The sequence below is a fragment of the Streptomyces sp. LN549 genome (assembly GCF_043203805.1).
In the GTDB taxonomy this organism is placed as follows: domain Bacteria; phylum Actinomycetota; class Actinomycetes; order Streptomycetales; family Streptomycetaceae; genus Streptomyces.
Genome location: NZ_JAZHRI010000002.1, coordinates 6,138,826 through 6,164,531, shown reverse-complemented (window position 1 = coordinate 6,164,531; position 25,706 = coordinate 6,138,826). Strand labels below are relative to the sequence as shown.

The following is a 25,706-nucleotide window of genomic DNA, read 5'->3' as shown; positions in this document are numbered from 1 at the left end:
CGCCGACGCGTACCTGATACGCTCAGCGTGTTACGTACCCAGGGTCATGACGCAGGAAGGCATGGACGTTTGCCATGACAGAAATCAAGCCCCGGGCGGGGCTCAAGGAATGGCTCGGCCTCGTGGTGATCGTCCTGGTCACCCTGCTGATCGCCATTGACATCTCGGTACTCGGCTTCGCGATCACGCCCATCAGCGAGTCGCTGAAGCCGAGCGCCACCCAGCTGCTGTGGATCATGGACATCTACAGCTTCGTGCTGGCCGGCGCGCTGATCACGATGGGCTGGGTGGGCGACCGCTTCGGGCGGCGAAAGCTCCTGATCATCGGCGCCCTGGTCTTCGGCGTCGCGTCCGCGCTCGCCGCGACAGCGGACACCCCCGAGATGCTCATCGGCTCGCGCGCCCTGCTGGGGCTCGGCGCCGCCACGCTGACGCCGACCTCCCTGGCCCTGATCCGCAACATGTTCCACGACTCCAAGCAGCGCAAGTCGGCCATCGCCGCCTGGAGCGGCACCCTCGCCACCGGGGCGGCCCTGGGCCCGGTCGTGGGCGGCCTGCTGCTGAACAACTTCTGGTGGGGCTCGGTCTTCATGATCAACACCCCGGTGATGGTGCTGGTGCTGATCCTGGCCCCGATCCTGCTGCCGGAGCGGCGCGACCCCTCGCGCGGCAAGCTGGACCTGCTCGGCGCGTTCCTGTCGATCGCGGGCATCATGCCGTTCATCTACGGCCTCAAGGAGCTGGCCGTCGACGGCTGGTCCCGCGAGTCCGCGATCTGGGCCGGTGTCGGCGCCGTCCTGCTCATCGCCTTCGTACAGCGCCAGCGCATGACATCCCACCCGCTCATCGACATCTCGCTGTTCCGTTACGGCGGCTTCACCGGGGCGATCCTCACCAACCTGATGGTGATGTTCTCGTTCATGGGCGTCAGCATCCTCACCAACCAGTACCTCCAGATGGTGCTGGGCATGACGCCCTTCCGGGCGGCCCTGTGGTCCATGGCGGTGATGCCGGCGATCGGGATCGCGGTCGGCCTCGTCTCGGCCCTGTCCCGCAAGGTCAAGCCGGTCTATCTGGTCGCCAGCGGCATGCTGGTGATGGCCATCGGTTTCGGCGTGCTCAGCCGCCTCACGGTGGAGTCGAACGTCGCCGTCCTGCTGGTGGGCGTGGGGCTGATGGCGGCAGGCATGACGGCTTCGAAGACGCTCACGGCGGAGATCGTCGTCACCTCCGCACCGAAGGAGCACGCCGGATCGTCCACGGCCACCTCGGAGACGTTCACCGAGTTCGGCAGCGCGTTCGGCTTCGCGGTGATCGGCAGCATCGGCTCCGCCATCTACCGGCACGACATGAACGCGGTGAACCCGGCCGGTCTCGGCGGCGAGGCGCTGGACGCCGTACGCAACACCATCGGCGGTGCCGCCACCGTCGCCGCCCAGCAGCCGGCCGCGATCGGTGCCGAGCTGCTCGCCACGAGCCGCGAGGCCTTCACCCACGGCCTCCAGGTGGCAGCGCTCTCCGGGGCCGCTGCCATGGTCGTGGTGGCCGCGATCGTCGCCGTACTGCTGCGCAAGGTACCGATCGAGACGGGCGAGCCGATCGACCCGTTCGACATCGACGCGCCGGCGACCGTCCCCGCCCCGGGACGCATGCAGCCCACCGCGAGCTGAGGCGCCGTAAACAAAGGAAGGGGGCTGGTTCCCCACCCGGCCGGGTGGGGAACCAGCCCCCTTTCGCATGCAGTCCGTACGAGTCCGTATGCAGCCCCGCCCCGTACTGCTGTACTCCCGTGTGCCCCCGCCGGTCCCAAGTGCTCCGGCATGCCCCACGTGTACCGGCCGGGCCTTCGCGGTCCCGGCCGGTGAGGCCGTCAGGTGAGCGGCTTCTCGCCGTTACGGATACGGACCAGCACGTCGATACCGTCCAGGACCCGCTGGAGCCCGAAGGTGAAGTCGTCCTCGGGCTCGTCGAACGCCCCGGCATCCAACAGCTCGGCGAGAGCGGGGAACGACGCGGAGTCTGCGTACTTGGCCAGCGCGCGGCCGTAGTTGGCCATCAGGTCCGCCTCGCTGATGTCCTGGGTGACGACACCGAGGGACATCTGCACGTTGTTGCGCACGTACCCGATCATCAGCATCATCACGGAAAGCTTCTCGTCCGGCCTCAGGGCGGTGCCGCCCAGCGTGCGCAGGCCGCACTCCAGCCAGCTGAGCTGGCCCGGCTCCAGGGGCGGTCCGCTGACCGAGATCTGAAGCATCCAGGGGTGCCGGTGGAAGACCTCCTGGAAGGCGCGGGCCCACTGCTCCAGCCCGCCCCGCCAGTCCCCGTCGGCCGTGTCGATACGGGGCGGGGTTCCGTAGGCCATGTCCAGCATCAGCTGTCGCAGCTCGTCCTTGCTCGACACGTGGCGGTACAGAGACATGGTGCCGAAGTCGAGGCTCTTGGCGACACGGGACATGGACAGCCCGGCAAGACCGTCGGCGTCCGCCGACTCGATCGCGGCCGTCACGATGCGCTCGACACTCAGACCGGTGCGCGCGGTGCGCTGTTCCCGGTTCCGCAGTTCCCAGAGCACCGCGATGCTGTTCGGCAGGCCGATGCCTTCCGAGCTCGTTCCTTCACCAGTAGTCATCTCGTGCCTGCCTTCATCGGAAGCCTTCCCATGCGTATCACGCACGCATAGAGCATCGTATACGCCTCGGGTCCGCCGTACGCGGAGCCGGTGTGAGACCGGGGTGGGGAGACGGTACGACACCGCACGCGGTGAAGCACCGGGCGGTTCCCGCCCGCCTCCCGGTGAGTACGTCAGACGCCCGCCGCCGTGGCGGCCAGCTCCGTCGACGGCCGGCCGAGCAGCAGCCGGCACTGCCGCAGGCCGCGCGCGCTGTTCCAGCCCACCCCGCCGACGAGGATCCCGTCGCGGTGGTACGCGGCCACGAACTCCCGGTCCGCGGTGGACCCGCTGATGATCTCCGTCCGTGCGTCCGGAGGGCACCAGCCGACGGTCTGGATCTTCTCCCCGAACTGATGGGTCCACCCGAAGGGCACGGGGGTGTACGGCTGCGCGCCCGCGTCGCCGGCCAGCAGGTTGGCGACGACCGCCATGGCCTGCTGGGCGGCGTTGGTCCGCTGTTCGAGCCTGACCCGGGCCCCGGCCACCATCGGGTGGGGCCAGTTGGCGACGTCCCCCGCCGCCCACACCCCGGGGGCGGCCCGGCAGTAGGTGTCGCACAGGACCCCGTCCCCCAGGGGCAGTCCGGAATCGGCGAGCCAGTCCACGGCGGGTACCGAGCCGATCGCGACGACGACCAGATCGGCGTCGACGACGGTGCCGTCCGACAGCAGCACCCCGCGGACACCGGTGCCGTCCCGAGCCATGCCCACGACATCCGCGCCGAGCACGAGCCGTACTCCGTGGTCACGGTGCAGGCCGGCCACGAGCCCGCCGATCTCTTCACCGACCTGGCGCGCGAGCGGCTGGTCGTTCGTGTCGATCAGCGTCACCTCGAGCCCGGCACCGCGCGCCGTGGCGGCGATCTCCGCACCGAGGAAACCTGCCCCGATCACCGCCACCTTGGGTCCTGCCAGGAGCGCCTCGCGCAGGCGGACCGCGTCGTCCAGTGAACGCAGGACATGGACGCCCCGCAGACCGTCCCCGCACGGCAGCCTGCGAGGCCGAAGTCCGGTCGCGATGATCGCCGCGTCGTAGGGCAGCCTCTCACCGGTGGAGAGCGTGACGGTGCGGGCGGCCTGGTCCAGGCCGGTGGCCCGGCAGCCGAGGCGCAGATCGACATCGACGGCCGACAGCACGTCCTCCTTGCGCAACCAGGTGCTCGGGGGTTCCCAGCCCTCGCTCAGCAACTCCTTGGAGAGGGGCGGCCGGTCGTACGGCGGATGGCGCTCGTCACCGACGAGCGTCAGCCCGCCTTCGTAGCCCTTCGCACGCAGCGTCTCCACCGCGGTCAGTCCTGCTGCCGCCGCGCCCACGACGACTATCTGGTTCAGCACACTCACTCCTCGTCTCCGGTCAGTGCTCACGTGAACGCCTGGGGCCACTCCCGGCAGGGCCTGCCGGGAGGGCACTACGCCTCGCCGTCGAGAATGTCGAACAACTCGTCCGCGGTGGCCGCGCTGAGGTCATCCGCGGGGGTGTCCTCGCCGAAGAGCGTCCGGCGCAGGTGCGTGGCAAGCTCGGCGGCCGAGGGGTAGTCGAAGATGAGCGTCGGCGCCAGCCGGCAGCCGGTCACCTCGCCCAGGCGGCTCCTGAGTTCCAGAGCCGTCAGCGAGTCGAATCCGATGTCGAGGAATCCGCGCTCGGCCGGGACCGCTTCGGCACCCGAGTGCCCCAGAACGGCGGCGGCGTGACCGCGTACCAGGTCCAGCAGGGCCCGTTCACGGTCCTCGGTGCTCAGCCCGGTGAGGCGGGCGACGAGCGCGGCGGGATCGGCGCTCTTCGTGCGGCTCCGGACGACGGGGCCGGCCTCGGTGAGGACCATGTCCCGCAGAAGGGAGTGCAGCGCGCCGGGCTTCGCCTTCAGGGTCGGTACGTCGACGGCGAGAGGCACCAGCGCCGGCCGCCCGGAGCGCAGGCCGGCGTCGAAGAGCCGGAGCGCGTCGGCCGGGGCGAGCGCGGGCAGGCCGCGTGCTGCCATGAGACGGGCGTCGTCGTCGATGGCCTCGGTCAGGCCGGTGGCGACGTCCCACAGCCCGTACGCGAGGGAGGTGGCCGGCAGACCCTCCGCCCGACGCTGCACAGCCAGTGCGTCCAGGAACACGTTCGCCGCCGCATAGTTCGCCTGACCCGCAGCCAGCACCGAACCACCCGCCGACGAGAACATCACGAAGAACGCCAACTCACGCTCACGCGTCAGCTCGTGCAAGTACCAGGCACCATCCGCCTTCGCACCCAACACCCGATCAAACCGGGCCCCGTCCATCGACCCGACCAAACCGTTGTCACCAGCACCCGCCGCATGCACCACACCAACCAGATCCGCACCCACACCCCCCACCAGACCGGCCACCGCATCACGGTCCGACATGTCACACGCCACCACCGACACCTCGGCACCCAACCCCGCAAGGCCATCGAGCAGTTCACCCACCCCCGGAGCCTCCAGACCGCGACGACCCGCCAACACCAGACGCCGCACCCCATGCACCTCCACCAGATGCCGCGCCACCAAACCACCCAGACCACCCGTGCCACCCGTCACCAACACAACCCCGTCCGGCACCCCCTGCGCCACCGCGACACCAGCAGCCACCTCCACCAGACGCGGAACCAGAACCTCACCCCCACGCACCGCGACCTCAGGCTCACCCGAAGCCAGCACCACACCCACAACATCCGCGAACACCCCACCCGCGGGATCCACATCCACCAACACGAACCGCCCCGGATTCTCCGCCTGAGCCGCCCGCACCAAACCCCACACCGGCGCCTGGCACACATCCACCCCGCCATCCGCACCCACCGACACCGCACCACGCGTCACCACGACCAGCGGACCGTCCGCACCCTCATCAGCCAGCCAGCCCTGAACCGCCTCAAGCACCCCACCCAACACCGACCGCACACCCACCACCGGATCCACACCCACCACCGGCACCTCGAACACAGCCGGCCTCAACACACCCGCACCCTCAACCACCCCAGCCGCCACCAACGGCCGCCACACCACCTCATGCAACCCACCACCCACACCCGACCCGGCCAACTGCTCCACCGACACCGGACGGAACATGAGTCCGCCGATCGTGGCCACAGGGGCGCCGTCCTGGTCCGCCAGGCTCAGCGTGCGGCTTGTGGCGCCTTGCGGCGAAAGCCGCACCCGCAGCGAGCGGGCACCGGCGGCGTGCAGGGACACGTTCGTCCAGGAGAAGGGAAGCTCGGTCGGCTCGTCGCCCGTGACGTCCTCCCCGACTCCCAGTGCATGCATGGTCGCGTCGAGCAGGGCGGGATGGAGACCAAAACGTTCGGCGTCCCCGTGCGCCTGCTCGGGCAGCTCGACCTCGGCGAAGACGTCGTCCCCGCGCCGCCACACTGCTTTGAGTCCCTGGAAGACGGGGCCGTAGACGTAACCCTGCTTGTGGAGGAGCTCGTAGGCGTCGTCCGTACGTACGGCGGTCGCGCCGGGTGGGGGCCATGCGGTGAGGTCGAAAGCCGGCACCGACTCCCCCGCACCACCACCCACCACACCATCCGCATGCAACACCCACGCCGCACCCGCACCCGCACTCTCCCGACGCGAATGCACCCGCACCGAACGACTACCCACATCGTCCGGACCACCCACCACCACCTGCAACGCCACCCCACCACGCTCCGGAACAACCAACGGCGCCCGCAACGTCAACTCCTCCACCACCCCACAACCCACCTCATCAGCAGCCCGCACCACCAACTCCACAAACGCCGCCCCCGGCAACAACACCGAACCCAACACCACGTGATCCCCCAACCACCCCATCCCCTCCACCGACAACCGACCCGTCAACACCACACCACCAGAATCCGGCAACGCCACCGCAGCACCCAACACCGGATGATCCACCACCACCTGACCCAAACCACCCGCATCCCCACCACCCACACACTCCAACCAGAACCGCTCGCGCTGGAAGGCGTAGGTCGGCAGATCGACGCGGCGGGCACCCGAGCCCTCGAAGAGCCGGGCCCAGTCCACCGGAACACCCGCCACATGCAACTGCCCCAACGCCGCCACGGCCGTGGGCAGCTCGGGGCGGCCCTTGCGCACCAGCGGGACGAAGACCGTCGCCGACTCCGTGTCCACCGACTGCTGCGCCATCCCACTCAGCACACCGTCCGGACCCACCTCGACGAACGACGTCACACCCCGCGACACCACGAACGACACCGCATCCGCGAAACGCACCGCTTCCCGCACATGCCGCACCCAGTACTCCGGCGAACCCCAACCCTCCGACAGATCCCCGGACACACCCGACACCACCGGAATCGACGGGGCACCGAACGACAACCCGGCCACCACCGCCCCGAACTCCGCCAGCATCGGCTCCATCAAAGGCGAATGGAACGCATGCGACACCCGCAACACACTCGTACGACGGCCCTGACCGGCGAACTTCTCCACCAGATCAGCAACCGCCGCCTCCGTACCCGAGACAACGACGGAACGCGGCCCGTTGACCGCCGCGATGCCCACCTCACCGTTCAGCAACGGAAGCACCTCAGCCTCCGCCGCCTCCACCGCCACCATCGACCCACCGGCCGGCAACGCCTGCATCAACCGACCACGCGCCACCACCAGCTCAGCTGCATCCGCCAACGACAGCGCACCAGACACGTGCGCGGCCGCGATCTCACCGACCGAGTGGCCGACCAGGAAGTCCGGGCGCACACCCCAGGACTCCGCCAGCCGGAACAACGCCGTCTCGACCGCGAACAACCCGGCCTGGGCGAACATCGTCCCGTTCAACAGGCCGGCGTCCTCACCCCACACCACGTCACGCAACGAACGCCCCAACCGGGCATCCAACTCCGCGAGCACCGCGTCGAACGCCTCCGCAAACACCGGGAACGCCTCATACAACTCCCGGCCCATACCAAGACGCTGCGCACCCTGACCCGTGAACAGGAAGGCCGTGGCACCTGCCGGCCGTGCAACCCCCCGCACCACCGACGGCGACAACTCGCCCTCGACCAACGCGCGCAGGCCCCGTACCAACTCCTCACGGTCCGAAGCCGCGACCACCGCACGATGCTCCAGCACCGCACGCGACACCACCGACGAGAAACCCGCATCCAGCAGAGATGAATCAGAGGACTCGATCCGGGCCAGCAACCGCGCCGCCTGACCCGACAGCCCACTCTCACTCTGCGCCGACAACACCACCGGAACCACCGGCAGCTCAACCCCGGCAACCGCCTGCGGCTCCTCCACCACCGGAGCCTGCTCCACGATCACATGCGCGTTCGTCCCACTCAGACCGAACGACGACACACCCACACGACGCGGACGATCCCGCTCCGGCCACGCACGCGACTCCGTCAGCAGCTCCACCGCACCCGCGTCCCAGTCCACATGCGGCGAACGCGTCTGCGAGTGAAGGGACTTCGGCAGCACACCGTGCCGAATCGCCTGCACCGCCTTGATCACCCCGCCCACACCCGCGGCAGCCTGGGTGTGCCCCAGGTTCGACTTCAAGGACCCCAGCCACAGCGGATCGCCCTCGGGGCGCCCCTGCCCATACGTCGCCAGCAACGCCTGCGCCTCGATCGGGTCACCCAGCCGGGTGCCTGTCCCGTGCGCCTCCACCAGGTCCACGTCCGTGGTCGCGATCCCGGCGTTCTCCAGCGCCGCGCGGATCACCCGCTGCTGCGACGGACCGTTGGGGGTGGTCATCCCGCTCGACGCGCCGTCCTGGTTGATGGCGCTTCCCCGGATCACCGCAAGGACCGGGTGCCCGTTCCGCCGGGCGTCCGAGAGGCGTTCGACCATGAGGACGCCGACGCCCTCCGAGCAGCCGGTGCCGTCGGCATCGGCGGCGAAGGACTTGCAACGGCCGTCCTTCGCCATGCCCCGCTGGTGGCTGAAGTAGAGGAACATGTCCGGCGTCGTCATCACCGTCACGCCACCCACCAGCGCCATCGAGCAGTCGCCTCGGCGCAGCGCCTGGCCTGCCCAGTGGAGGGCGACGAGCGAGGACGAGCACGCGGTGTCGACGGTGACGGCGGGACCTTCGAGGCCGAGGGTGAAGGCCACGCGGCCGGTGACGAGGCTGCCGTCGCTCGTGCCCGGCCCGTAGTCGTGGTACATGACGCCGGCGAAGACTCCGGTCCGGCTGCCCTTCAGGGAGAGGGGATCGATCCCCGCACTCTCCACCGCCTCCCAGGACGCCTCCAGCAACAACCGCTGCTGCGGATCCATCCCCAACGCCTCACGCGGCGAAATCCCGAACACCCCGGCATCGAAATCAGCCGCGTCATACAGGAAGCCGCCCTCACGCGTCACCGTACGATTCGGCTTCCCCGGCTCCGGATCGTAAAGCCCCTCCACATCCCACCCACGGTCCACCGGAAACCCCGACACACCGTCCCGGCCCTCCACCACCAGATCCCACAACTCATCCGGAGAACCCACCCCACCCGGATAACGACACGCCATCCCCACGATCGCAATCGGCTCGGTGGCGTCGCCGGTGAGGCGGTCGTTGGCCGACCGCAGGCGTTCGTTCTCGACCATGGTCGTGCGGAGGGCGGCGACCAACTGCTCTACAGATGCTTCCATGATGTTCTCAGCCCTCGCTCGGGTTCCGGGTCGGGTCGGCGGACGCGAGCGCGGCGCGCACCAGGTCGTCGACGTCCATGGTCCTGATCGCTTCGCCGGCCTGTGCGGCCTCGTCCCGCGGGGTGCGCGTACCGGGTTCGGTGGCGGGTGCGGGTGCCGCGGGTCGGGCGGCGAGTTTCAGCAGTGCGTCCAGCAGGCCGGACTCCCGGAGCGCGTCGACCGGGATGTCCGCGAGGGCCTGCCGGATGGAGTCGTCGGTCTCCGCGGTCCCCGGCCCGCTCTGTGCGGGTGCGGTGCCGGCGGGCGCGTCCGGTGTGTTCTCGTCGAGGCCCGGCGGGAGTTCGTCGAGAAGGTAGTCGGCCAGCACCGTCGGGCTGGGGTAGTCGAACATGAGGGTCGCCGGGAGCCGGAGGCCGGTGGCCTTCTGGAGCCGGTTGCGGAGATCGATCGCGGCGAGCGAGTCGAGGCCGAGCTCGGTGAAGCCCTTGGAGACGTCGATGGTGGCCGGAACGCTGTGGCTGACTCCGGCGACCTGCTCGCGTACGACGTCCAGGACGGTGCGCCTGCGTTCGGCCGCCTTCATGCCGGCCAGCCTCTGTTCCAGCGTGAGTTCGGTGGCAGGAGCGGTCACCGTGGTGACGGCGGGTGCCCGCACCTCCTTGCGGGCGGCGGGCCGTTCCGGTGCGCCGAGCACGTCCTTCAGCAGGTGCGGCGGTTCGGCCGTGGCGTGGCGATCGCGTTCCACCCGGATCGGTACGAGCACCGGCCGGTCGAGTTCCAGGGCCTCGTCGAGAAGGGCCAGGCCCTCGGCGGTCGGCAGGGCCGGCATGCCCATCGTGCGCATGCGCCGCAGGTCGGCGTGGGTGACGCCGCCCCCGAGGCCGGTCTTGGTCTCCCAGAGGCCGAACGCCAGGGACGTACCGGGAAGTCCGGCCGCGCGGCGGTGGGCGGAGAGGGCGTCCAGGAAACGGTTGGCTGCGGCGTAGTTGCCCTGGCCGATGCCGACGACCAGGCCGGCGCAGGAGGAGAAGAGGATGAACGCCTTCAGGTCCAGGCCGCGTGTCGCCTCGTGCAGGTTCCAGGCCGCGTCCACCTTGGGGCGCATCACCGTGTCGACCTGTGCAGGGGTGAGGGCGGCGATCAGTGCGTTGTCCATGACCGCGGCCGCGTGGACCACCGCCGTCAGCGGGTGTGCGGCCGGTATCGCGGTCAGCAGGTCGTCGACCGCCGCGCGGTCGGACGTGTCGCAGGCCGCGAGGGTGACACGGGCGCCGAGTCCGTGCAGTGCGTCGCGGAGTTCGGTGGCTCCTGGCGCGTCCTGGCCACGCCGTCCGGCGAGCAGGAGATGGCGTACGCCGTGCCGTTCCACCAGGTGGCGGGCGACGACGGCGCCGAGGCCGCTGGTCCCTCCGGTGATCAGTACGGTCCCCTCGGCGTCCCAGGGCAGGGGCACCGTGGGTGCTGTCGCCGGCACCCGGGCCAGGCGGGGCACCCGTACTTCGGCGCCGCGCAGGATCGCCTCGGGTTCGCCGGACGCGGCCACGGCGGGCAGCGACTCGCGGGCCGTGGCGCTGCCGTCGGAGTCGACGAGCACGAACCGGCCGGGGTACTCCTCCTGGGCGGCGCGCAGCAGCCCCCACACCGGTGCCTGGACCAGGTCCGCGGCGGCGCCGCTGTCCTCGGCGGGGAGGGCGTCGCGGGTGACCACCATGAGGCGGGACCGGGCGTACCGCTCGTCCGCGAGCCAGGACTGGAGCGTGGCGAGGACCTGTCCGGTGACGGAGCGGACCGCCGCCGGGATGTCCTCGTGGTCCGTGGAGTGCGGCACGGGCAGGAGGACGACGTCGGGGACCGGGGCGCCGCCGGTCAGCGCGGCGCCGAGGGCGGAGAGGTCGCGGTAGGGGGTGCCGGGTCCGGCGGCCTGCGTGCCGCCGGGGTCGGCACCGAGCACCGCCCAGCGGTCGGTGGCCGCGGCGACGGCCGCGCCGAGGGGCAGTTGCTGGGTTACCAGTTGGAACACGGCCTCGTGCTCACCACCGCCACCCGCGGCGGCGGCCGCGTTGACCTTGGCCGCGGTGACGGGGCGGACCACGAGGGACTCGATCGTGGCGACCGGGGTGCCCATGGGGTCGGTGAGTTCGAGGCGTACCGCGTCCGAGCCCTGTGACCGGTGGGATTCGACGGCGGTGATGCGCACCCGCAGCCGCGAGGAGCCGGCGGCGTGCAGGGTGACGCCTGACCAGGCGAACGGCAGTTGGGTGCCGCCGACGTCCTGGGGGCGGCGCCCGTCCATGAAGTCGGTCGCGCTCAGCGCCGCGTCGAGGATCGAGGGGTGGAGACGGAAGTCCTTGCCGACGTCCAGGGAGTCCTCCGGCAGGGACACCTCCGCGAACGTCTCCCTGCCCCGGGACCAGATGCCGCGCAGCCCCCGGAACATGGGGCCGTAGCCGTAGCCCTGGCCGGTGAGGTAGTCGTACACACCGGAGATGTCGACCTCGGTCGCGCCCGTGGGCGGCCAGTCCGCCGGGGCGGGGGCAAAGGTGCCGGCGGGCGGCGCCTGTCCGCTTCCCGGGGCGAGTACGCCGCTGGCGTGCTTGCTCCAGGGTGCGCCGGCCGGGGCGTCGTCGGCGCGGGAGTAGACGGCGAGTGAGCAGCGCCCGCCCGCGTCGGGTGCGTCGACGACGACCTGGACGGCGAGTCCGCCGTGGGGCGGGAGCGGCATCAGTGCCTCGATGGTGAGCTCCTCCACCACCTCGCAGCCGACTTCCTCACCGGCCCGGATGGCCAGTTCGATGTAGCCGGTGCCGGGCAGCAGCACGGTCCCGAGGACGTCGTGGTCGGCGAGCCAGGGGTGGGTGCGGACGGAGAGTCGCCCGGTGAGCACCACGCCGCCGGCCTCCGGGGAGGCGACCACGGCGCTGAGCAGCGGGTGCGCGGCGGCGGTCTGGCCGAGGCCGGTGACATCGCCGCCGACGGGATCGGGGGCGTCGAGCCAGTACGTGGTCCGGTCGAAGGCGTACGTGGGCAGCTCGACCTTGCGGCCGCCGCGACCGTCGAGGACGTCGGCCCAGCTGATGCCGGGCCCGGCGACGTGCAGCCGGGCAAGGGCTGCGAGCAGGGTGGGAACCTCTGGCCTGCCCTTGCGCAGGACGGGCACGGTGAGGGTGTCGGTCGAGTGGTGTGCGGTGGCCTCGGCGAGTGCGGTGAGCACCGCGTCGGGTCCGAGTTCCACGAATCGGGTGACGCCCTGTCCCGAGAGGTGGGCGATGCCGTCGGCGAAACGGACGGCCTCGCGCACGTGACGTACCCAGTACTCGGGCGAGGTCAGCTGCTCGGTGGTCGCTTCGGTTCCGGTCACGTGGGACACGACGCGCATCGAGGGAGCGTTGTACGAGAGTGTCCCGGCGACCTTCCGGAACTCGTCGAGCATGGGTTCCATGAGCGGCGAGTGGAAGGCGTGCGAGACGTTCAGGCGCTTCGTCCGGCGCCCCAGCGCGGTGAAGTGCTCCGCGACCGCGAGCGTCTCCTTCTCCGCCCCCGACACCACCACGGCCGACGGACCGTTCACCGCCGCCAGCCCCACCTCGCCGCTCAGCAACGGAAGCACCTCCGCCTCCGACGCGGCCACCGCCACCATCACCCCGCCCGCGGGAAGCGCCTGCATCAACCGGCCACGTGCCACGACCAGTTCAGCCGCATCGGCCAACGACAGCACGCCCGACACATGCGCGGCCGTGATCTCGCCGATCGAGTGGCCCGCCACCACATCGGCCCGTACGCCCCACGACTCCACCAGCCGGAACAGTGCCGTCTCGACCGCGAACAGACCGGCCTGGGCGAACATCGTCCCGCTCAGCAGGCCGGCGTCCTCACCCCACACCACGTCACGCAACGAACGCCCCAGCCGGGCATCCAGCTCGGTGAGAACCGCGTCGAACGCCTCCGCGAACACCGGGAACGCCTCATACAGCTCCCGGCCCATACCGAGACGCTGCGCACCCTGACCCGTGAACAGGAACGCCGTCAGACCCTCCGCCGACGAACCCGCCGACGTGACGACATCCGCACACTCCCGGCCCGCCACCAGATCGGACAACGCACGCACCGCCGCCTCACGGTCCGCGGACAGCACCACCGCACGGTGATCCAACACCGCACGCGTCGTCGCCAACGAATAACCGACATCCACCAACGCCTCGTCCGGGTGCGCCTCCACATGGGCAAGGAGGCGACCGGCCTGCGCCGCGAGGGCCGTGGCGCTGCGCGCGGACAGCGGCAGCGTTACGACGGGCAGCGGTCCGGCGGAAGCGGCGACGCCGGCCGGGCCGTCCTGCGCAGAGGGCTCGGAGGACGCGGTGTCGTCCCGGGGTGCTTCCTCGATGATGACGTGGGCGTTGGTGCCGCTGAGCCCGAAGGAGGATACGCCTGCCCGTCGGGGCCGGTCGTGCGCCGCCCAGGTGACCGGCTCGGTCAGCAGCCGTACGCCACCGGCCTCCCAGTCCACCTGCGGTGACGGCTCGTCGACGTGCAGGGTCCGGGGCAGCAGGCCGTTGCGCAGGGCCATCACCATCTTGATGACTCCGCTGACACCCGCGGCGGCCTGGGCGTGCCCGATGTTCGACTTGACCGAGCCGAGCCACAGCGGGCGGTCGGCGGGGCGGCCCTGGCCGTACGTGGCGAGCAGGGCCTGGGCCTCGATCGGGTCGCCCAGCCGGGTGCCGGTGCCGTGTCCCTCCACCGCGTCCACATCGGCAGGGGTGAGTCCCGCGGCCGAGAGGGCCTTGTGGATGACGCGCTGCTGGGAGGGGCCGTTGGGGGCGGTCAGGCCGTTGGAGGCGCCGTCCTGGTTGATGGCGCTGCCCCGGACCACCGCGAGGACGGGGTGCCCGTTGCGGCGGGCGTCGGAAAGGCGCTCCACCAGCAGGAGGCCGACGCCCTCGGCCCAGCTCGTGCCGTCGGCGGCGCCCGCGAACGCCTTGGAGCGTCCGTCGGCAGCGAGTCCGCGCTGCCGGCTGAAGTCGACGAAGATCTCCGGGGTCGGCATGACGGTGACACCGCCCGCCAGGGCGAGGTCGATCTCGCCGGTACGCAGCGCCTGGCAGGCCATGTGAAGGCTGACCAGGGATGAGGAGCAGGCGGTGTCGACCGTGACGGCGGGCCCTTCGAGGCCCAGCGCGTAGGCGACGCGGCCGGAGGCGATGCTGCCCGCGCTGCCGTTGCCGAGGTAGCCGGCCAGGTCGTCGGGGACGTTGGTGACCCGGCTGCCGTACTCGTGGTACATCACACCGGCGTACACACCGGTCTGGCTGCCGCGCAGCGTCTCCGGGTCGATGCCGGCGCGCTCGAACGTCTCCCACGCGGACTGAAGCAGCAGCCGTTGCTGCGGGTCCATCGCGAGGGCCTCGCGCGGCATGATGCCGAAGAACTCGGGGTCGAACTCGGCCGCGTCGTAGAGGAATCCGCCTTCGCGCACGTACGTGCGGCCGGGGAGCCCCGGTTCGGGGTCGTAGAGGCCGTCGGCGTCCCAGCCACGGTCGGCGGGGAAGTCACCGATGGCGTCGACGCCCTCCGCGACGAGGTCCCACAGGTCCTCGGGTGAGCGGACGCCTCCGGGGAAGCGGCAGCTGATGGCCACCACGGCGATCGGGTCGTCGTCGACGGCCGCGAGCGGGGTGGCGACGGGAGCGGCGGCGGCGGTCGAGCCGGTGAGCAGGGTGTCGAGGTACCCGGCCACGGCACGGGAGTTGGGGTAGTCGAAGACCAGCGTCGCGGGCAGCCGCAGCCCGGTGGAGCCGACCAGCAGGTTGCGCAGTTCCACGGCGGCGAGGGAGTCGAACCCCTGGTCGCGGAAGGCCGTGTCGGGTCCGACCGCCTCGGGGGTCGGCTGGCCGAGGACGGACGCGACCTGGGTGCGGACGGTGTCCAGCAGGATGCGGGCCCGCTCGTCGGGGGTCGCACCGGCCAGGCGGCGTTCCAGGGCGGAGCCGGTGGCGGCCGCCCGGACGGTGCGGCGGGCGGGGGTACGGACCCGGCCGCGCAGCAGTGCGGGCACCTCGTCGCTGCGGGCGGCGAGCGCCGCCGCGTCGATGGCGAGGGGGACGACGACGGCGTCCTCGGCGACGAGGGCGGCGTCGAAGAGCTCCAGGCCCCGCTCGGCGGGGAGGGCGGGCAGGCCGAGCCGCCGCATCCTCTCCAGGTCGGCTTCGGTGAGGTCGCCGCCGAGCCCGGTGCTGACCTCCCACATGCCGAACGCGAGGGACGTCGCGGGCAGTCCGGCCGCCGCGCGGTGGGTGGCGAGCGCGTCCAGGAAGACGTTGGCCGCCGCGTAGTCGGCCTGTCCGGCAGCGAGGACGAGGCCGCCTGCCGAGGAGAACATGACGAACGCGGTGAGATCGGCGTCCCTGGTCAGCTCGTGCAGGTGCCACGCGCCCTCGGCCTTGGGGCGCAGGACGGCGTCGAACCGTTCGGGCGTGAGGCTGCCGACCAGGCCGCCGTCGGCGACCGCCGCCGCGTGCACGACGGCGCGCAGCGGGCGGTCGGCGTCGATCCCGGCGAGCAGGGCGGCCAGCCCGTCGCGGTCGGCCACATCGCACGCGGCGATCTTCACCTGGGCGCCGAGGCCCGTCAGTTCGGCGGCGAGTTCCTCCGCGCCGGGTGTGCCCGGGCCGCGCCGGCCGGCCAGGAGGAGGTGCCGTACTCCGTGCCGGGTGACGAGGTGACGCGCGACGAGTGCGCCGAGGCCGCTGGTGCCTCCGGTGATCAGCACCGTGCCCTCGGTGTCCCACGGGGAAGTCCGCGCGGGCTCGGGCGCGGTGGCGCGGCCCAGTCGCGGCACCCAGGACTCGCCGCCGCGCAGGGCGGATTCGGGTTCGCCGGACGCGACGGCCGCGGCGAGGGCGGCCTCCGTCGCCCCGGACTCGTCCTCGACGTCGAGGAGGAGGAACCGGCCCGGGTTCTCGGCCTGTGCGGCACGCACCACACCCCATACGGGGGCCTGGGCCGGGTCCACGTCCTCGCCGGGCCGCACGGGCACGGCACGCCGGGTGACCACGACGAGGGGGCCGCTGCCGGCCTCGGGGCCGGCGAGCCGGTCACGTATCTCGCCGAGCACGCGGTGGGTGAGGGCGCGCACGGCGTCCGGGACGTCCTGGCCCTCGGGCGACACCGGGCAGTGCAGGACGGTGTACGCGGAGGTGTCGTCGGCCGTCGCGGTGACCGGCTCCGTCCGCTGCCAGACGATCCGGTGGAGGGCGGCGGAGGCTGCGCCCGAGGCCGCGGCGATCTGCTCCGGCGAGACCGGGCGGGAGACGAGCGACTCCACGGTGGCCACCGGTGCGCCGCTCTCGTCGGCGACCATGATGGCGGACACCTCGTCGCCGCGTATCCGCTGGATGTGGACGCGTAGCGAGGGGGTTCCGGCGGCGTGCAGGGTGACGCCGTTCCACGAGAAGGGCAGCAGGGTGGCCGCGTCGGCGGCCGGGTCCGTCAGCAGATCGGCGTGCATGGCCGCGTCGAGGAGCGCGGGGTGCAGTCCGAAGGCCGCTGCCTCGTCGCGGGCGGCACCGTCGAGAGCGACCTCGGCGAACACGTCGTCGCCGCGCCGCCAGGCCGCGCGCAGGCCCTGGAAGGCGGGGCCGTAGGCGTAGCCGCGCTCGCGCAGCCGCTCATAGGCGGATTCGACGTCGAGCGGGGTGCCGCCGGCCGGCGGCCACTGGGTGAGGTCGAAGGCGGGTTCGGACGCCTCGCGGGTGAGGGTGCCGTGGGCATGTCTGGTCCACGGGGCGTCGGGGTCCGCGGAGCCGCGGGAGTGGATGCTGACCGTGCAGGCGCCGGAGGGGTCCGGTGCGCCGACGACGACGCGCAGGGCGACCCCTCCCCGGGCCGGCAGCGTCAGCGGCGCTTCGAGGAGCAGCTCCTCGATCCGGCCGCAGCCGACGTGGTCACCCGCCCGGATCGCCAGCTCGACGAAACCGGTGCCCGGCAGCAGCACGCTGCCCAGCACGCCGTGGTCCGCGAGCCACGGCTGGGTGCCGGTCGCGAGCCGCCCCGTGAGGACGACGCCACCGTCGTCCGGCGTCGCCACAGCCGCGCTCAGCAGCGGGTGGGTGACCGCTTCGAGACCGACCGCGTCCAGGTCGCCGGGGGCAGTGGCCAGGTCGAGCCAGTAGCGCTGGTGCTGGAAGGCGTAGGTGGGCAGGTCCGGGCCCTGTCCGATGCCATGGAGACCGAAGAAGGCGTCCCATGCGACGGTGACACCGCGTGCGTGGGCACGACCGACGGCTGCGAGGAGGTCGCGGACCTCGGGCCGCTTCCGTCGCAGCGACGGGACGAACGCCGTCCCCTCCGCATCCTGGACGCAGTCCTGGCCCATGCCACTGAGCACGGCGTCCGGTCCGATCTCGATGTACGAGGTGACGCCGCGGTCCTCAAGGAACCGGATCGCGTCGGCGAAGCGCACCGCTTCACGGACATGCCGCACCCAGTACTCCGGCGAACCCCAACCCTCCGACAGATCCCCGGACACACCCGACACCACCGGAATCGACGGGGCACCGAACTCCAGCCCGGCCACCACCGCCCCGAACTCCGCCAGCATCGGCTCCATCAAAGGCGAATGGAACGCGTGAGACACCCGCAGCACACTCGTCCTGCGGTCCTGAGCCTCGAACGTCGCGACCAGCTCGCGAACCGCCGCCTCCGTACCCGAGACAACGACGGAACGCGGCCCGTTGACCGCAGCGATGCCCACCTCACCGTTCAGCAACGGAAGCACCTCAGCCTCCGCCGCCTCCACCGCCACCATCGAGCCGCCGGAAGGAAGCGCCTGCATCAACCGACCACGTGACACGACCAGTTCAGCCGCATCCGCCAACGACAACGCACCAGACACATGCGCGGCCGCGATCTCACCGACCGAGTGGCCGACCAGGAAGTCCGGACGCACACCCCAGGACTCCACCAGCCGGAACAACGCCGTCTCGACCGCGAACAGACCGGCCTGGGCGAACATCGTCCCGTTCAGCAGGCCGGCGTCCTCACCCCAGACCACGTCACGCAACGAACGCCCCAACCGGGCATCCAGCTCCGCGAGCACCGCGTCGAACGCCTCCGCGAACACCGGGAACGCCTCATACAACTCCCGGCCCATACCAAGACGCTGCGCACCCTGACCCGTGAACAGGAACGCGACCTTGCCCTCACTGACCGCGTCCCGCACCGCCCCGCCACCGGAAGCCAACGCCTCCAGAGCGGCGGCGAGTTCCGTGCGGTCGGCTCCGAGGGCGACGGCGCGGTGGTCCAGGGCGGCGCGGGTCGTCGCGAGGGCGTGGCCCGTCGCGGCGAGTGCGTCGTCGGGGACCGTGGCGAGGTGGCCGAGCAGGCGCGTGGCCTGGGCGCTCAGCGCGTCCGGGGTCCTCGCCGAGAGCGGCCAGATGACCGGGCCGGGCGTGGGCCCGGCCGGCTCGGGCACGTCCTGCGGCGCGGTGGCGGCGGGCGGCTCCTCGATGATCACGTGGGCGTTGGTGCCGCTGATGCCGAACGACGACACGCCTGCGCGACGCGGGCGGCCGTGCGCGGGCCAGGCGGTGGGACCGGTCACCAGCGCGACTGCGCCGGAGTCCCAGTCCACCTGGGGTGACGGCTCGTCGGCGTGCAGGGTCGCGGGCAGCGTGCCGTGGCGCATCGCCTGCACCATCTTGATGATGCCCGCCACGCCGGCCGCCGCCTGGGTGTGGCCCATGTTGGACTTGATGGAGCCGAGCAGCAGCGGGCTGTCGGCGGCCGGGCGCTCCTGGCCGTACGTCTCCAGCAGTGCCTGGGCCTCGATCGGGTCGCCCAGGACGGTGCCTGTGCCATGCCCCTCGACGGCGTCGACGTCGGCCGGGGTGAGGCCGGCGACGCTCAACGCGCGACGGATGACGCGCTGTTGGGCGGGGCCGTTGGGGGCGGTGAGGCCGTTGGAGGCCCCGTCGGAGTTGACGGCGGAGCCTCGGACGATGCCGAGCACGCGGTGGCCGTTGCGTTCGGCATCGGAGAGCCGCTCCAGCAGGAGCATGCCGACGCCCTCGCCCCAGCCGGTGCCGTCGGCACCGCTGCCGAACGACTTGCACCGCCCGTCGGTGGCCAGGCCGCGCTGCCTGCTCATGTCGACGAAGGTGTCCGGGGTGGACATGACGGTGACGCCGCCCGCGAGGGCGAGGGCGCAGTCGCCCCGGCGCAGCGCCTGGGCGGCCCAGTGCAGGGCGACGAGGGAGGACGAGCAGGCGGTGTCGACGGTGACGGCGGGGCCTTCGATGCCCAGGGTGTAGGCGACACGTCCGGACACCACGCTGGCGAGGCTGCCGTTGCCGTGGTAGCCGGCCACGTGCTCGGGCAGCGGACCGAGCCGCAGCCCCCAGTCGTGGTACATCACGCCGGCGAACACGCCGGTGTCGCTGCCGCGCAGGGTGTGCGGGTCGATGCCCGCGCGTTCGACGGTCTCCCAGGCGATCTCCAGCAGCAGTCGCTGCTGGGGGTCCATGGCCTGGGCCTCGCGGGGGCTGATGCCGAAGAACTCGGCGTCGAAGTCGGCCGCCCCGTAAAGGAAACCGCCCTGGTCGGTGAGGCTCTTGCCCGGCGCGCCGGGCTCGGTGTCGTGGATGTCGGTGGCCCAGCCGCGGTCGGTGGGGAAGGCCGAGACGACGTCGCGTCCCTCCTCGACGAGCTGCCACAGCTCCTCGGGCGAGGTCACGCCCCCGGGGTAGCGGCAGGCCATGGAGACGATGGCGATGGGGTCGTCGTCGGTCGCGGCGGGGGCGGCCGGAGTGTGCCGCCCGGCGTGCTGCTCCGCGTCGCCGCCGAGCCGGGATGCCAGGTGGTCGGCGAGGGATCCGGGCGAGGGGTAGTCGAAGACGAGCGTGGCCGTCAGTGGCAGGCCGGTGGCGGCGCTGAGCCGGTTGCGGAGCTCGACGGCCGCGAGGGAGTCGAAGCCCATTTCGTTGAACGCCCTTGTGGTGAGGACGCGTTCGGGTCCGTCGTGGCCGAGGACTGCGGCCACCTGGGTACGGACCAGGTCGAGGAGGGCCTCGCCGCGCTCCGAGCGGGTCAGGCCGCTCAGGCTCCGCGCGAGGGACTGTTCGACGCTGACCCCGCCGCCGCCCACGGAGCGGCGCGGCGGGCGGACCAGGGCTCGCAGGAGGGCCGGGACGTCGTCGGCGCGGGCGTTGAGCGTGCGCAGGTTCAGCCGTACGGGCACGACGGCCGGGTGGTCGACGGTGGTGATCGCACGGTCAAGCAGGGCGAGGTTCTCCGCGACGGACAGGGGCTGGAGGCCGAGGCGTTCGATGCGCCGCAGCGCGGCCTCGTCGAGGCTGCCGCCCATGCCGCCGGTGCCGGTCCACAGCCCCCAGGCGAGCGAGGTCGCGGGGAGGCCGAGGGCGCCGCGGTGGGTGGCCAGTGCGTCGAGGAAGACGTTGGCGGCGGCGTAGTTCCCCTGTCCCGCACCGTCCAGGAGGGTGGCGGTGGAGGAGAACAGGACGAACGCCGACAGGTCGCTGTCGCGGGTGAGCTCGTGCAGGTTCCAGGCCCCGTCGGCCTTGGGCCGCAGGACGGTGTCCAGGCGGGCGTCGTCGAGCGATTCGACCAGTGCGTCGTCGAGCACCCCTGCGGCGTGCACCACGGCGCTCAACGGCAGCCGCTCCGGTACGGCGGCCAGTACGTCGGCCAGCGCCTCGCGATCGGCGGCGTCGCAGGCGGCGATCACGACCTCGGCACCGAGTGCGGTCAGCTCGGCGCGCAGCTCCTCTGCGCCGGGGGCGTCCGCGCCCCGGCGGCCGGTGAGCAGCAGTCCGCGTACACCGTGTGCGGTGACCAGGTGCCGGGCGACCGTGGCGCCGACGCCGCCGGTGCCACCGGTGATCAGGACGGTGCCGTCGGTGCGCCAGGGGGTCGCGGCGGTGTCCGGCGCCTGCGTGGTGCGGGTCAGCCGGGGGGCGTGCAACCGGCCGTCGCGCAGCGCGATCTCGGGCTCGTCCGAGTCGGCGGTGAGGCGCAGCAGTTCGTCCGTGTCGAGGGAGCCGTCGGTGTCGAGCAGGAGGAAGCGGCCGGGGTGTTCGGCCTGTGCCGAGCGCACCAGGCCCCAGACGGGTGCCTGGGCGAGTGCGGCCTGCTCACCGGGGGCGGCGGCGACCGCGCCCCGGGTGATTACGGTCAGGCGCGCGGTGGTGGACCGCTCGTCGGTGAGCCAGTCGCGTACGGCCGTCAGCGTGTCGCCGAGGACGGTGCGGACGTCGGCGGCGACGTCGGGCCCGGTCGGTGCGGGGCAGGTGTGGAATGCGGCGTCGGGGTTCGGCGGGGTGGCGGCGGGGGTCGGCAGCGGGGTCCACCGGACGTGGTGGAGGGCGTCCGGGTGGGCGGTGGCGGCCAGTCCGCCGGCCGCGAGGGGCCGGACGAGGAAGGAGTCGACGGAGGCCACCGGGGCTCCGGTGGCGTCGGCCAGTTCGAGGGCGACCTCGTCGGTGCCGGTGGCGGTGACGCGTACCCGCAGCGTGGTGGCGCCGACCGCGTGCAGGGTGACGCCGGTCCAGGCGAAGGGCAGCAGGATGCGGTCTTCCGGGCCGTCCGTGGCGGCCGCTGTGGCGAAGTCCGTGGCGTGCAGGACCGCGTCGAGCAGCGCGGGGTGGAGTCCGTAGGCGGAGGCCGGGTCCCCGGCCGTCTCGGGCAGCCGTACCTCGGCGAACACCTCGCCCTCCCCGGCCTTCCAGACCGCTCGCAGTCCGTGGAAGGCGGGGCCGTATCCGTAGCCCTGCGTGGCCAGGTCACCGTAGAGGCCGGTGATGTCGAGGGCCTCAGCGCCGGGCGGCGGCCAGGTGCCTGCCGCGAAGTCCGCGGGCGGCGGGCCGGTCAGGTCCCGGGGGGCCAGGCGGCCGGTGGCGTGACGGGTCCACGGGGCGTCGGCGGGGGCGTCCTCGTCGCGTGAGTAGAAGGCGACGGCGCGCCGGCCGGTGGTGTCGGGGGCGTCGACGACGATCTGGAGGGCGACGCCGCCCGTGGTGGGCAGGGTCAGCGGGGCCGCCATGACCAGTTCGTCGAGGTGTTCGCAGCCGGTCTGTTCACCGGCCCGGACCGCGAGGTCGACGAACGCGGTGCCGGGCAGCAGGACATGGCCGTCGATCACGTGGTCGGCGAGCCAGGGGTGCGAGCGCAGCGAGACCCGTCCGGTGAGGACGGCGCCCCCGGTGTCCGCGAGGCCCACCACCGCGCCCAGCAGGGGGTGGTCGGCGGCCATCTGGCCGAGCGCCGTCGCGTCCTGGGCGGCGTCGGGGGCGCTGAGCCAGAACCGCTCGCGCTGGAAGGCGTAGGTGGGGAGCTCGACGCGGTGGGCGCCGGCACCGGCGAAGAAGGCGTGCCAGTCGACACGGGTGCCACGCGTGTGGGCGACGGCCAGGGCGCTGAGCAGTTGGTACGCCTCGTCGTGCCCGCGGCGCAGGAGCGGGGTGAACACCGCGGACGGGTCGGCGCTCGCGCGGCCCATGGCGCAGAGCACCGGGTCGGGTCCGAGTTCGAGGAAGGTGGCGACGTCCCGGCCCGCGAGGGAGGCGACGGCGTCGTGGAAGCGTACGGGCGCGCAGATGTGCCGTACCCAGTGCTCGGGGTCGGTGAGTTCCTCGGCGGTGGCGAGCCCGCCGGTGAGGGCGGAGACGACAGGGAGCTTCGGCGCGCTGTAGGTGAGGATCCGGGCGATCTGCCGGAACTCGTCGAGCATGGGTTCCATCAGCGGCGAGTGGAACGCGTGGCTGACCCGGAGCCGTTTGGTGCGGTGGCCGTCGGCCTCCAGCCGGGCGGCGATGGCGGTGACCGTGTCCTCGTCGCCGGAAAGGACGACCGAGCGGGGGCCGTTGACCGCCGCGATGCTCACCGTGTCGCGGCAGTGCGCGAGGAGCGGCTCCACCGTCGCCTCGTCCGCCTCCACGGCGATCATGGCGCCGCCCTCGGGCAGTGCCTGCATCAGCCGGCCGCGCGCGGCGACGAGGGTGGCGGCGTCGTCGAGCGAGAGCACACCGGCGACGTGCGCGGCGGTCAGCTCGCCGATGGAGTGCCCGGCCACGTAGTCGGGCTGGACGCCCCAGGACTCCAGGAGCCTGAACAGGGCGACCTCGACGGCGAAGAGGGCCGCCTGCGCGTACATGGTGCGGTCCAGCAGGGCCGCCTCGGGGGTGTCCTCCTCGGCGAACAGGACGTCCCACAGGGAGCGGTCGAGCTGGAGGTCGAGATAGCCGATGGCGTTGTCGAGGGCCTTGGCGTAGACGGGGTAGGCGTCGTACAGCCGGCGTCCCATGGCGAGGCGCTGGCTGCCCTGGCCGGTGAAGAGGAAGGCGGTGGCGCCGCCGGTGACCGAGGTGAACACGCCGGGGGCGTCGCGGCCGTCCGCCACGGCGCGCAGCCCGTCGAGGAGGGCCGCGCGGTCGCCGGCGAGCACCGCGGCGCGGTGCGGCAGTGCGGAGCGGGTGGTCGCCAGGGAGTGGGCGAGGTCGAGCGGCCGGGCCCCGGGGTTCCTCTCGACGTGTGCCAGCAAGCGTCGTGCCTGGTCACGCAGGGCGGCCTCACTCTTGGCCGAGAGCGTCGCCGGCAGGGGCCGTCCGTCCTCGGCCGGGGTGCCGTCGCCCTCGGCGGCGGCGCTCTGCGTGGTCTCGGCCGGCGGTTCCTCGACGACGATGTGGGCGTTGGTGCCGCTGACGCCGAAGGAGGAGACGGCGGCCCGGCGGGTGCGCTCCCCCGACGCCCACGGCACGGGTTCGGTCAGCAGCCGGACCTCCCCCGCCGACCAGTCGACGTTGGGCGAGGGGTCGTCCACGTGCAGCGTCGCGGGCAGCAGACCATGGCGCATCGCCATGATCATCTTGATCAGGCCGGCCGAGCCCGCCGCCGCCTGGGTGTGCCCGATGTTGGACTTCACCGAACCGAGCCAGACCGGTCCCCCGGTGCGCTCCTGCCCGTAGGTGGCGATCAGCGCCTGGGCCTCGATCGGGTCGCCGAGCGTGGTACCGGTGCCGTGCGCCTCGACGGCGTCGACATCGCCGACGGTGAGTCCGGCGTCCGCGAGTGCCTGGCGGATGACCTGGCGCTGCGCGCGGCCGCTCGGCGCGGTCAGGCCGTTGGACGCGCCGTCCTGGTTGACGGCCGTGCCGCGTACGACGGCGAGGACGGGGTGGTTGTTGGCCCGTGCGTCGGAGAGGCGTTCCAGGACGAACACACCGGCGCCCTCGGCGAACGCGGTGCCGTCCGCGGCGGCGGCGAACGCCTTGACGGTGCCGTCGGCCGCGAGACCGCGCTGCCGTGCGAACGCGGTGAACACGCCGGGGCTGCCCATGACGGCGACCCCGCCGGCCAGCGCGAGGGTGCACTCGCCGCGCCGCAGGGACTGGACGGCGAGGTGGAGGCCGACGAGCGAACCCGAGCAGGCGGTGTCGACGGTCAGCGCGGGGCCTTCCAGGCCGAGCGTGTAGGCGACCCGGCCGGAGACGACGCTGGGTGCGTTGCCGCTGAGCAGGTATCCGTCCAGGCCGTCCGGCGCCTCGTGCAGGCGCATCGCGTACTCCTGCGGCTCGGCGGCCACGAAGACGCCGGTCCGGCTGGAGCGCAGGGTCTGCGCGTCGATCCCGGCCCGCTCCACGGCCTCCCACACGGTCTCCAGCACGAGGCGCTGCTGGGGGTCCATCGCGAGGGCTTCACGGGGGCTGATGGAGAAGAAGTCCGCGTCGAACTCGGCCGCGCCGGACAGGAATCCGCCGTGGCGGGCGTAGGTGGTGCCGGGGGTCGTGGGGTCGTCGTCGAAGAGGCGGTCGAGGTCCCAGCCCCGGTCGGCGGGGAAGTCGTCGCGGACGTGGGTGCCGTCGGCGACCAGCTGCCACAGGTCCTCGGGGGACGACACATCACCGGGGTAGCGGCAGCCGATGCCGACGACGGCGATCGGGTCGTCGGTGGCGATGCCCGGCGCGAAGACCGGGTCGGGCAGGTCGGGCAGGCCCAGGGCCTCGGTGCGCAGATGTGCGGCGAGGGCGGCCGGTGAGGGGTGGTCGAAGGCGACGGTAGGGGGTAGCGGAAGGCCGGTGGCCGCGATCAGCCGGACGTGCAGGGCCACCAGCGCCACGGAGTCGAGCCCCAGTTCGCGGAAGGCGCGTGCCGGGTCCACGGTCTGCGTGGCGTCCGGCCGGGTCTGCCTCAGTACGGCCGCGGTGCTCTCCCGCACGAGCTCCAGCAGCACCCGGGTCTGCTCCGAGGTGGGGAGGGATTCCAGCTCACGCACGAGTGCGGCCTGCTGCACCGTGCCCCCGTCCGGCACACCGTCGGTGCCAGAGACGAAGTTTTCCGACTCAGTCATCTGCACTCCACACAATTGTCGCCCGTCACCGGACGGAATTCACCAAGGAACCGCACCACTGCGGGTCACGCTAT

The 25,706-nt window shown here is 72.4% G+C and carries 4 protein-coding genes and 1 pseudogene; 1 reads left to right on the top strand and 4 read right to left on the bottom strand.

Annotation, left to right across the window (positions count from 1 at the left end):
* The first annotated feature begins 74 nt into the window (after positions 1–74).
* Positions 75–1,670: an MFS transporter gene (locus tag SH922_RS27985; protein ID WP_393060636.1), complete on the top strand. Its 1,596-nt coding sequence runs from the start codon at positions 75–77 to the stop codon at positions 1,668–1,670.
* Positions 1,671–1,870: 200 nt separating this feature from the next.
* On the opposite strand, the gene SH922_RS27980 is transcribed toward SH922_RS27985, so the two are convergent.
* From SH922_RS27980 to SH922_RS27965, 4 genes and pseudogenes are all read right to left on the bottom strand, one after another.
* Complete coding sequence (locus tag SH922_RS27980) at positions 1,871–2,632, bottom strand: TetR/AcrR family transcriptional regulator (protein WP_393060634.1); 762 nt, start codon at positions 2,630–2,632, stop codon at positions 1,871–1,873.
* A 173-nt stretch (positions 2,633–2,805) separates the two neighbouring features.
* Positions 2,806–4,008, bottom strand: coding sequence for an NAD(P)/FAD-dependent oxidoreductase (locus SH922_RS27975; RefSeq protein ID WP_393060632.1), 1,203 nt, complete (start codon positions 4,006–4,008; stop codon positions 2,806–2,808).
* Between the two features lie 74 nt (positions 4,009–4,082).
* Positions 4,083–9,179 (bottom strand): annotated as a pseudogene (locus SH922_RS27970) (type I polyketide synthase); the annotation flags it as partial.
* 103 nt (positions 9,180–9,282) lie between these two features.
* Complete coding sequence (locus tag SH922_RS27965) at positions 9,283–25,632, bottom strand: SDR family NAD(P)-dependent oxidoreductase (RefSeq protein ID WP_393060630.1); 16,350 nt, start codon at positions 25,630–25,632, stop codon at positions 9,283–9,285.
* Positions 25,633–25,706: the final 74 nt, after the last annotated feature.